6 protein-coding genes and 1 riboswitch are annotated in these 11,875 nt (G+C 36.4%); of the genes, 5 read left to right on the top strand and 1 reads right to left on the bottom strand.

Features of this window, described 5'->3' with window-relative positions:
* Window positions 1–23 precede the first annotated feature (23 nt).
* The 4 genes from C1724_RS14990 (at window position 24) to C1724_RS14975 (ending at window position 5,986) form a co-directional block, all read left to right on the top strand.
* Window positions 24–2,051: a spore germination protein gene (locus C1724_RS14990; protein ID WP_102347533.1), complete on the top strand. Its 2,028-nt coding sequence runs from the start codon at window positions 24–26 to the stop codon at window positions 2,049–2,051.
* Window positions 2,048–3,250, top strand: coding sequence for a Ger(x)C family spore germination protein (locus C1724_RS14985; protein WP_102347532.1), 1,203 nt, complete (start codon window positions 2,048–2,050; stop codon window positions 3,248–3,250). The genes C1724_RS14990 and C1724_RS14985 overlap by 4 nt, the downstream gene beginning before the upstream one ends.
* A 7-nt stretch (window positions 3,251–3,257) precedes the next feature.
* Window positions 3,258–4,385 (top strand): GerAB/ArcD/ProY family transporter, encoded by a 1,128-nt coding sequence (locus C1724_RS14980; RefSeq protein WP_102347531.1) that lies wholly within the window; start codon window positions 3,258–3,260, stop codon window positions 4,383–4,385.
* Window positions 4,386–4,570: 185 nt separating this feature from the next.
* Window positions 4,571–5,986 carry a SpoVR family protein gene (locus C1724_RS14975; protein WP_102347530.1) on the top strand — a complete coding sequence of 472 codons (1,416 nt, stop codon included), beginning with the start codon at window positions 4,571–4,573 and terminating at the stop codon, window positions 5,984–5,986.
* Between the two features lie 148 nt (window positions 5,987–6,134).
* On the opposite strand, the gene C1724_RS25675 is transcribed toward C1724_RS14975, so the two are convergent.
* Window positions 6,135–6,296, bottom strand: a complete 162-nt coding sequence (locus C1724_RS25675; RefSeq protein WP_180994286.1) for a hypothetical protein — start codon at window positions 6,294–6,296, stop codon at window positions 6,135–6,137.
* A gap of 180 nt (window positions 6,297–6,476) precedes the next feature.
* A riboswitch (cobalamin riboswitch) is annotated at window positions 6,477–6,653 on the top strand.
* A 165-nt stretch (window positions 6,654–6,818) separates the two neighbouring features.
* Between C1724_RS25675 and C1724_RS14970 the strand changes: the two genes are divergently transcribed.
* Window positions 6,819–11,849: a DUF4430 domain-containing protein gene (locus C1724_RS14970; RefSeq protein WP_102347529.1), complete on the top strand. Its 5,031-nt coding sequence runs from the start codon at window positions 6,819–6,821 to the stop codon at window positions 11,847–11,849.
* The last annotated feature ends 26 nt before the right edge of the window (window positions 11,850–11,875 follow it).

Raw genomic sequence — 11,875 nt, 5'->3', positions numbered from 1 at the left:
TTTGTAGATAAAGGGGTAAACCTATGAAAAATACATCGATAGAAGAGAAACTTAAGAGTCAATTTTCGGAACGGATTGATCAGAATGTGTCTACAATAAAAGACATATTAGGAGATAGTGTAGATTTAGTAAAAAGAGAGTTTTATTTTCATGAACAAAATGATGTAAAAGGTGTTTGTTTTTATACTGATGGTCTTGCAAATACACAAGAAATTGAAGATGTTATTGAAACCTTTGTATATAAGACAAGGGAATTAATATTAAATAGTGATGTTGGTGCAATACGGGAGAATGTAATTCAGAATATTATTGAACATGTATTATTAAAGACGTCTGTTAAGCCAATTAAAAAAGTTCAGAAGGCTATAGATGGTATTCTCTCAGGTGATTCAATTTTCCTTATAGATGGATGCTCGGAAGCAATCGCACTATCTTCAAGGGGGTGGGATACTCGAGGAGTTAGTGAACCAGCTACTGAACAAGTTGTTCGGGGGCCAAGGGATGGGTTAACGGAAAATATTCGTTCGAATACTGCATTGGTACGTCGTAGAATACGGGACCCATTACTAAGAATTGAAAGTTTAGTTATTGGTGAAAAGACGAAGACAGATATTAATATTGCATACATAAAAGGTACAGCTAAAGAAGAACTTGTCGAGGAAGTAAAAAATCGTCTAAACAAAATTAAGATCGATGGGGTTTTAGACAGTGGCTATATTGAAGAATTAATTGGAGATGCGGCGTATTCTCCCTTTCCAACTATGAATACGACGGAACGGCCTGATAAGGTAGCAGCAGAAATTTTAGAAGGGAAAATTGCCATATTTGTTGATAATACTCCGTTTGTTCTTACAGCGCCAGCTTACTTTTGGGAGTATTTGCAAGCGAGTGACGATTATTATTCTAAATTTTATACGGCTACTTTTTATCGGATTGTTAGATATATCGCTTTTGTAATAAGTTTAACTATGCCATCGATATATGTAATGCTAGCAAGCTTTCATCAGGAAATGATCCCCACGATGTTAGCTTTAACTATTGCATCAGGACGGGAGATTGTACCTTATCCTGTATTGGTGGAAGCCATCATTATGGAAGTCGCCTTTGAGTTAATGAGAGAAGCAGGACTTCGAATGCCTAAACCAGTAGGACAAGCAGTAAGTATCGTTGGTTCGCTTATTATCGGGCAAGCAGCTGTACAAGCAGGTTTAGTTTCTCCATTTATGGTTATTATCGTAGCGACAACGGGTATTGCTTCATTTGCTATACCGAACTATTCAGCGTCCTTTTCAATCCGGCTTATACGGTTTCCGCTTCTAATTGCTTCTGGAACAATGGGTTTGTTAGGCTTTGCTGCTGCATTTTCTATATTAGCTATTCATGCAATTACATTACGCTCATTTGGAGAACCGTATTTAGCTCCAGCGACACCTTTCAAGCCGTCGGATCAAAAAGATATGGTTATCCGGTATCCGTGGTGGAGTATGAGAAGTTTACCACAATTAGCAAAGGGTCATGAATATCGAATAGATGATCATCAAGTCCCAGATCCACCTGATAAAGGCATAGACAAAGATAAACTAGGTGAAGGGGGCAAAACTGCAAAAAAACAGAAAAAACAGAAAGAAACTTATAAAAAGAGGGATAAAGGCACTATAGAGGAAGAATCAACTCAATCGGAAGATAAGTCTAAGGAGGAAAACAACAGCTACATCCAAGAAGATAATGGAACCGAAAAAGAAAACTCCGGAAAACAAACGATCGATAAAACCGAAGCAGAAGACTCCGGAAGTCACCTAGAGAATGAAATAAAAGAAGAGAACAACAAAGCCCAAATCGATGAGAATACTAAACGAGCAAATGATACTGTTGAACCAATAGAAAATGATCATGAAGCACATAATCAAATTGTTCAACAAGAGAACATTCCTCCAAAGAGTGACAAACTGATTCCAAAGGGAAAGGTAAATAACCAAAGTAAAAATAATAAGGATGTTAAGAAAAAGTCTTTTAAAAAACCAAAGAAATTGAAAGGGGGGGGAAATGAATGAAAATGCGCGTGGTTATTTCCGTTCTTCTTCTCCTCTTAATTCTTACTGGTTGTACAGGTAAAAGAGAAATTAATGATTTAGCACTAGTGATGGCTGTTGGTATAGATAAGCCAAAGGAAGAGAGTGGTGATAAAGTAGAATTATCAATTGAGGTTGCCCGTGCTGCCGATGCAAGAGGACAAACAGGAGCTCCTGCGGGTAATACAGGTGATCCTATTTGGTCCGTTTCAGCAACCGGTGAAACTTTGTTTGAAACGATCCGAAATTTATCAAACGTTTCAACACGGCGCGTGTTTTGGGCACACAATTTTATAATTGTTGTGAATGAAGAGGTAGCTAAAGAAGGAATAGCAGATATATTAGATTTCTTTACAAGGAATCCAGAATTAAGAATGAGAACGTGGATAGTCATAACTCCTGATAAAGCAAAGGATATTATCTCAACCATGACAGGATTAGAGGTAATTCCAGGTGAAGCATTAGATAAGCTATTCCGTTATACAACTGTCTCAAGTGTTGCACCGCAGTCGGAGCTATTGGATGTTCAACGAGCTTATTTAAGTGAAACCACTCAGCCTGTTATTGCTAGAATGGAGCTGATTAATAGAGGGATTTCAAATAAAAAAGCTGGGCAAGCGGGCTCACATGAACAAGTACAACTTAAAGGGGCCGGTGTATTCAAAGACGATAAACTAATTGGAACATTAAATAGTGATGAAACCAGAGGTCTGCTACCCTTCATTGAAGATGCTAGAGGGGGGGTTCTTCCAATTTCATGTCCTGAGGATCCTAATAAAATGACATCTGTTGAGGTTTTTTACCAAAGATTTGCACTAAACCCTAAATATGAAGGTGGTCAACCTTCATTTACGGTAAACTTAGATGCTTACCTTCACCTTACCGAAGCGGGTTGTCCTATTTCTATAAAGGATGAAAAAGTAATCAAAGAGTTAGAAAAAGAAACAGAAGAAAAGATAAAATCCGATATTGAAAAGGTGTTACATAAAGCCCAGGGCGAATATAAAGTAGATTTTCTTGAAATGGGTCGAGTGTTTAAAAACAAATTTCCTGCAGAGTGGAAAGCGTTAAAGGATAATTGGGAATCTACGTTTCCAAATGTGAAAGTGGATATAACAGTGAATGCAAATATTAAGAGTGGTGTTTTATTGTACGAACCTACTCGATCAGGAAAAGATTGAGGGATATATGAGAGTTCAAATTACTAATGGAATGTTTATGGCTTTAATCATTAATATGGTCTATGCAAAGGCTATTGGATTAACTCAAGGAACGATGGCACGAGAAGTGAATAATGATATTTGGATCTCAACTATAATGGGTGGGATCCAGGGTGCAATTTTAATGTTGCTGGTAGTTGTGATTATTAATCGAATGCCTGAAGGAGATTTAATAAAACAAGGTGAGAAACTAATCGGAACATGGTTCAGCAAGTTTCTTGGCTTAATGTTTTTTGTCTTCTTTACAGCTGCGTTTATAACAGTTATGGCTACGTTTGTTTATCATTTAAAGGACTATTTTCTACATGAAGCGCCAACATGGATTTTTGTAGTGGTTGCGATTGTCGTTGGTGGATATGCAGTTTTTTTCGGTGTGGAAGTTATCGCTCGGATGGCACTAATTGGAGTTTTTTCGGTTCTTAGTCTTAATATTCTGTTATTGTTAGGGGCTATAGGGAATTTTGATATCCGTGAATTACTTCCTGTTTTTGATTCAGGTGTGATTAGAACTGCTTGGGCTAGTCGACATTTTACCGCTGATTGGACGATGACAACGATGATGGCTGCGATTATATTACCGCTTGTTAAAGACGTTAAAACATGGCCTAGGTCTGGGACGGTTGGCGTACTATATGGACTTGGTTTTGTGGTTATGTGGCCTATAGTTGAAGTAGGTGTTTTATCTGCTGAAGTCACTGCACAATATATTGTATCCTGTATGCAAATGGCTAGAAGCGCTGAGATAGGTATTTATATACATCGCTATGAAATGATAATGGTGGCTTTTTTTGCATTATCAATTCTAACTCAAATTATGATGAGTCTTTACTGCGCATCTATTTCATTGCAAAGGGTTTTCAATCTACAAGATTATCGTGTGCTAGTGATTCCGGTGTGTTTAGTATTTGGTGGGATAAGTTACTGGTATGTATCAGATCATGCTCGGGCAATTGGGTTTATTGAACGTGAATGGGTGGGGATTGGCTTAGCAATAGCCATTGGAGTTCCATTGTTTATGTGGTTAATTGGCTTTGTTTTTAAAGATAAATTACAAAAAATTAAAGCTGAAACAAAGGCGCATCCGGGGGATTATTAATATTATGAAAAAGTATTATGTCATTAATTCTAATTTCCTCAAAAGATATGGGTCATTTTCATGGAGATAAAATTCTTTTTAATCATCCTTCATTAAATGTAGGAATAGCACATAAATTTACATAAAGGGCTATTATTTCTACTAACATTTTCTATGTTATATAGCTTAATGAAGGGGAGATGAAAGTGGCGAAAAATGACCACCAATCATTAGAGTATGCTATTAGTGAGATAACGGAGATTGCTAAGGGATTTGGCTTAGACTTTTATCCGATGCGTTATGAAATTTGTCCTGCTGAGATTATTTATACATTCGGCTCTTATGGAATGCCGACTCGTTTTTCTCACTGGAGTTTTGGGAAACAATTTCATAAAATGAAGCTACAGTATGACCTAGGTCTAAGTAAAATTTATGAACTTGTTATTAATTCTAATCCTTGTTATGCATTTTTATTAAATACAAATAGTTTAATTCAGAACAAATTAATTGTTGCACATGTATTAGCGCATTGTGATTTCTTTAAAAATAATGTTCGTTTTAGTAATACAAAACGTGATATGGTTGAAAGTATGGCAGCAACAGCTGATCGTATTAGCCATTATGAGCATGAGTATGGAAAATTAGAAGTTGAAAAGTTTTTAGATGCTGTTTTAGCGATACAAGAACATATTGATCCTTCTTTGCTTCGACCTAAGCTAGCTTGGAGTATAGAAGATGCATTTGAAATAGATGGTGAGGAACAACCAGCTGCTTCACCATATGACGATCTATGGAAATTGGATACTCAAAATAAAAAAGAAATCAAAAGGAACAAGAAAAAGAAACTACCTCCACAACCAGAAAAAGATATTCTATTGTTTATCGAAGAATATAGCCGAGAGTTAGAAGAGTGGCAACGAGATATTTTAACAATGATGCGAGAAGAAATGCTTTATTTTTGGCCACAGTTGGAAACGAAGATTATGAATGAAGGCTGGGCATCTTATTGGCATGCACGAATAATCAGGGAGATGGAGTTGACCTCTGATGAAGCCATCGAATTTGCAAAATTAAACGCTGGTGTCGTGCAACCTTCAAGAACATCCATTAATCCTTATTATCTTGGACTTAAAATTTTCGAGGATATTGAAGAGCGCTATAACAATCCTACCGAAGAAATGAAAAAACGCGGGGTAGTACCAGGCTCGGGTCGTGAAAAAATGTTTGAAGTACGGGAAGTTGAATCTGATATTTCTTTTATCCGAAATTATTTAACCAAAGATCTTGTATTACGTGAAGATATGTATTTATTCCAGAAACAAGGTAAAGATTATAAAATTATCAATAAAGAATGGCAACAAGTTCGAGATCAATTAGTAAACATGAGAGTAAATGGAGGATTCCCATATATAACCGTTAATGATGGCGATTACTTAAAGAACGGTGAACTTTACTTAAAGCATTGGTATGAAGGAATTGAGTTAGATATAAAATATTTAGAAAAAGTACTTCCATACGTTTATCAATTATGGGGGCGCCCTGTTCATATGGAAACAATGGTTGAAAGCAAAGGAGTTCTATTTTCCTATGACGGTAAAGCCATGCATCGTAAATATTTATAAGAAAAAAGCTGCTGAGATGCTCAGCAGCTTTTACTAGTCTAAAGGGAATTATAAAAAATACAGATATTTTTGATAACCTTAGAAAGCTAGAGTAATCCAGTTTAAACTCCAACCCCTGTGGTCAACTAAGGCTTTTCCGTTTTTCGAACTATCGAATTCGTTCCTCTGTCTCATTATCAAAGAAATGAGTTTTATTCATATTAAATGCTAAATCAATTGAATGTCCACCTTTAACATCAGTTCTAGAATCAAATCGAGCTGTTAGATTTTGATTATTCATTGTAGTGTATAAGATTGTTTCAGCACCCATTAACTCTAGAACATCAAGCTTGATATTAAAGGTTGTGTCAGGGGAGGACTGAATAAAAACGAGCTCCTCATGTTAATAGGCCAAATCAGGATTGTTTGGCCTTTTTTCTTTTTTTGAATCCAATTTTAGTATATATAAGATAGACATTTATTGACGAAAGGTGTATCCTAATTCTATTAAATTAATATTTTTTGATTAGGTGCAAGCAATTGCTTAATAGGGAAGTCGGTGTAAATCCGACACGGTCCCGCCACTGTATATGTGAAGAGTCTTATAAAAAGCCACTATTGAAGAATGGGAAGGCGTAAGATTCAATGAAGCATAAGTCAGGAGACCTGCCTAGTCAGTGAACACCCAAAACCCTACGAGGAATAGGGAGGTGCAATTGAACGAATGACTGCTGTTTTGTTATGTCATTTTTTTGCTAATAACCACCTTTCCTAACTAGTGAGGTGGTTTTTTATTTTTTTACAGAGTGAATGCTCTAAGACAGTCTTTGTACATAAAGATAGGAGGAGAAAAATGAAAAAGTTTGTTAGGTTAACAGTTTTAACTATACTTGTGCTTGCCCAGTTGTTAACGGGGGTTAATGTTGGGGTATTGGCAAACACAAATAATGAAATGAGTTTGTTCCAACAAGGATCCGATGTTGATACAAAAAATGAGCAAGAAAATCCTTACTCAATAATAAAAGATTCGGAATCCCCCCATACCCGTCTTGCCTATAGTCAGAATATTTCAGAAGAAAAAAATACAACAACAGATTCAACAATTACAATAAAGGTAGTTGATAAGGAAGAAAATCTTATAACAGATGAATTAGTAGACATAACAACAGGGGAAACGGCTACAGATGTATTAACGAAAGTAGTAGGAGAAGCAAACATTGAAGTTTCCTCATCTGGGATGATTACTTCCATACACGGAATAGGAACAGAGGGAACCACATACTTTTGGTCGTTTGAGGTAGATGGAGAACCAGCTCAAGTAGGAGCAGGAAGTTATGAAGTTTCTCCAGGAGAAACCATAGCATTCAAGTATACTAATTGGTCGACAGCTACAGTCAAGGTAGTAGATAAAGAAGGAAAAGTAATTACAAATGAATTAGTAGACATAACAACAGGGGAAACGGCTACAGATGTATTAACGAGAGTAGTAGGAGAAGCAAACATTGAAGTTTCCTCATCCGGGATGATTACTTCCATACATGGAATAGGAACAGAGGGAACCACATACTTTTGGTCGTTTGAAGTAGATGGAGAACCAGCTCAAGTAGGAGCAGGAAGTTATGAAGTTTCTCCAGGAGAAACCATAGCATTCAAGTATACTAATTGGTCGACAGCTACAGTCAAGGTAGTAGATAAAGAAGGAAAAGTAATTACAAATGAATTAGTAGACATAACAACAGGGGAAACGGCTACAGATGTATTAACGAGAGTAGTAGGAGAAGCAAACATTGAAGTTTCCTCATCCGGGATGATTACTTCCATACATGGAATAGGAACAGAGGGAACCACATACTTTTGGTCGTTTGAAGTAGATGGAGAACCAGCTCAAGTAGGAGCAGGAAGTTATGAAGTTTCTCCAGGAGAAACCATAGCATTCAAGTATACTAATTGGTCGACAGCTACAGTCAAGGTAGTAGATAAAGAAGGAAAAGTAATTACAAATGAATTAGTAGACATAACAACAGGGGAAACTGCTACAGATGTATTAACGAGAGTAGTAGGAGAAGCAAACATTGAAGTTTCCTCATCAGGGATGATTACTTCCATACACGGAATAGGAACAGAGGGAACCACATACTTTTGGTCGTTTGAAATAGATGGAGAATCGGCACAAGTAGGAGCAGGAAGTTATGAAGTTTCTCCAGGAGAAACCATAGCATTCAAGTATACTAATTGGTCGACAGCTACAGTCAAAGTAGTAGATAAAGATGGTAATGTAATTACAAATGAATTAGTAGACATAACAACAGGGGAAACGGCTACAGATGTATTAACGAGAGTAGTAGGAGAAGCAAACATTGAAGTTTCCTCATCCGGGATGATTACTTCCATACATGGAATTGGAACAGAGGGAACCACATACTTTTGGTCGTTTGAAGTAGATGGAGAACCAGCTCAAGTAGGAGCAGGTAGTTATGGAGTTACTCCAGGAAAGAAGTTGGAATTTAGATATATATCTTGGGACCAAGATAGTGATATTACTGAACCTACTAATCCTGTAGATGTAGAACGTGATTTAATTGAACAACCAACCCATTACGACCAAGAAACGTTAGAAAGTATCAACCAAATTATAAATAGTGTTGGTTCAACTGTTTTATCAAAAGGAATTTCTTCAGATTGGAATGCGATTGCAGTTTCAATTGCAGGGCGGCAAGTATCTCAAAGTTATCTGGATGAGTTGGTTGAAGATGTTCAAAACAGAAATGGTACCTATTCTTCCGCTACAGATTATGCACGAATAATATTAACTGCAAAGTCTCTAGGTGCAAATCCTGAAAGTTTAGGTGGTTATAATTTAGTAGAGAAATTATATAATTTTGAAGAACTCACAGAGTACACGAATAATGTAATTTATGCTCTAATTGCTTTTGATAGCGGAGACTATACCATACCAAATAGTGCAAAGTGGTCCAAAACACAAATATTAAACAGTGTGCTTGAAAAACAAAACTCCGACGGAGGATGGAGTTGGCTTGGATCAGTTAGTGACATCGATCTTACAGGGATGGCCTTAACAGCGCTAGCTCCATATACAAATCAAACGAATGTAAATTCAGCAATTAATGATGCAATAACATGGTTAACAAAAAAACAACAAGAAAATGGAGGTTTCGAAGTTCCGAAAGGTTATGATCCGGTACCTTCAATATCACAAGCAATAATTGGTCTAACAAGTATTGGAGTAAGCCCATCTAACGAAGAGTTTACTAAAAACAATAATAATCTAATTACTGAACTACTAAACTATTATAAAGAAAATGAAATGATTTTTTATCATGAAAAAGCTGGTTCAGATAAGGCAACACAGCAAGCATTACAGGCACTAGTATCCTATAAGCATTATATCGAAAATAAAGGTCTGATTTATCAATTTAAAGGTGAATTTGGAACATCCCCGATAGGTAATAATCCAGGAGGGGATAATGGGCCGGTCAATAACACTGAACAAAAAACTGTTCAAGTTATCGTTAAAGGTTTAAATGGTACAAATATACTGGATAGAACCATATCTGTTACTGGAAACCCTACACCATATAGTGTTCTTATCGAAGCTATTGGTACTGGAAATGTAAATATTAATGGTTCAGGCTCTACGACCTATGTAACAGGTATAAATGGGTTAATGGAATTCGATCACGGTCCGGAAAGTGGCTGGAATTATTCTGTCAATGGGCAGTTTCCTACAGCCAGCGCTGGGGCTTATCTGCTTGAAAATGGCGATCAGGTGAGATGGTTATATACTATTGATTTAGGTAATGATGTAGGAGCGGGCTCTACAGGACCAGTAACCACACCAATCGATACAATAGTTACAACAGAAATATTAGATGAACAAAGAAAAAATACTGAAAAAGAAATAGCAAACATAAATGAAATTACATTCGAAAATAATATACCATTACACCAGCTTGTTAATAAAACAGTAGTTGTTATAGATAATGATCGAATGACGACATTGGTGGCAAAAAAACTAAAGGAAGCAATTTCTAACAATATAATAAAAGAAAATAGGTTAGCGTCTCCTAATAATGAAACAGTAATTGCCGATAAAATGAATGAGGTCACTTTAATCATCCCTAAAAACGCATTACAAACTGAAAAGACAATTCAAGTAGAAAAACTACAAGATCAAGACATAAATAAAGCTGAATTAGTTTCTCCAATCTACCAATTTGGACCAAAAGGAACAACATTTGATAAGCCAATATTTGTTTCTATTCAAATCCCTATTGAGATTTCAGAACTAGAAGATCTAGCTTTAGTTTGGTTAAATGAAGATACAAACGAGTGGATTCCTATTCCTGCTACTGTTGACCCTAAAACAGGAATTGTTATGGGGCTAGTTAATCATTTTACAAAATTTGCAGTTGTTGATAGAAGTAAACTAGAACCCAAATTTAAAGTAACAAACGAATTAAACATGCTAGTAAACTATCTACAAACAGACCAAACACAATCTGAATGGGAAGATTTTGGTTTAGCAAGATTAAATCAAACAAACTCACAACAAGTATTAACAGACATCGCGAAAAAACTTGTAGAAGAGAACGGTACCTTCCGCAAAATTACCGATTATGAACGCTATGCTTTAACGGTTGCTGCTCTTGGCGGTGATCCAACTAATATAGCAAACTATAATTTGATTGAGAAAATTTATAATAATGAACGGATGACAATGCAAGGAACGAATGGCTTGATCTTTGCGCTTATTGCATTAGATAGTAAGAATTACCAAGTGCCAGTTACTGCAAAATGGACAAGAGAACAAATCTTAGCTGAAATTCTAAAAAATCAAAACCCTGACGGAGGATTTACCCTAGTTTATGGTGAAAAGTCAGATGTAGATATAACGGCAATGGCTTTAAGTGCCTTAGCTCATTATAAAGAACAAGAAAATGTGCAAACTGCGATCGATAAAGGAATTGCTTGGCTAAGCAGCGTTCAACAAACAAGCGGCGGTTTTATCGCAGATGGAAAAGAAAACAGTGAAAGTGCATCACAGGTGATCATTGCCTTAGCAGCCCTAGGAACAGATCCACAAGGTGCATCGTTTACAAAAGCGAATGGTGATGTTATTTCTAATTTATTATCTTATCAAAAGAATGATGGTGGATTTTCAAACATCGGCGGACAGTCATCTAATCAAATTGCTTCAGAACAAGCATTGCTTGCTTTAGTAGCGTTTGATCGTTTTGTTAAAAATCAAGCTTCACTTTACCAATTACAGGATGAATCGATAGATGAAAATGAAGAAGTGGATGAGGCAATTGTTAACATACCTTCGTATGTTGATGAGTCTGAGATTTCAGCTTACGCTTTAACCTCTGTTTATCAAGCCTATTCGACTGGTTTAATGAGAGGTGTTGACACTAAAATAGCACGTTTTGCACCGAAACAACCATTAACAAGAGCTCAATTTACAGCGATTTTAATGAAACTGCTAAATGAACAAGCTTATGAAGGAAATGAAACTGTTTTTGAAGATGTTAAGCCTGGTCAGTGGTATTATGGTACTGTTATGAGAGCTAAACAATTAGGAATAGTAGGTGGTGTATCAGAGACATTATTTGATGCTAATGAGCCTGTAACGAGAGAGCAAGTGGCATTGCTTATTACAAGAGCTTATCAATTAAAGCCGCAAGGAGCTAGAAATCGTTTTACAGACATAGATCGATTAAATAATGGTTCACAAGCTGCTATTCTAGCCATAGATCAGTTTGGCATTATGAAAGGGACTGGAGTCCAACTGTTTAGTCCATACAGTCACGTTACAAGGGAAATGGGTGCAGTGATTGCAGTGCGTATGGCAGAAGGCTTATAGTTTCAATTTAAATGGAGAACGAATTT

The organism is Bacillus sp. Marseille-P3661 (assembly GCF_900240995.1).
Taxonomy (GTDB): domain Bacteria; phylum Bacillota; class Bacilli; order Bacillales; family Bacillaceae_J; genus OESV01.
This window is presented reverse-complemented; position numbering and strand designations above follow the sequence as displayed.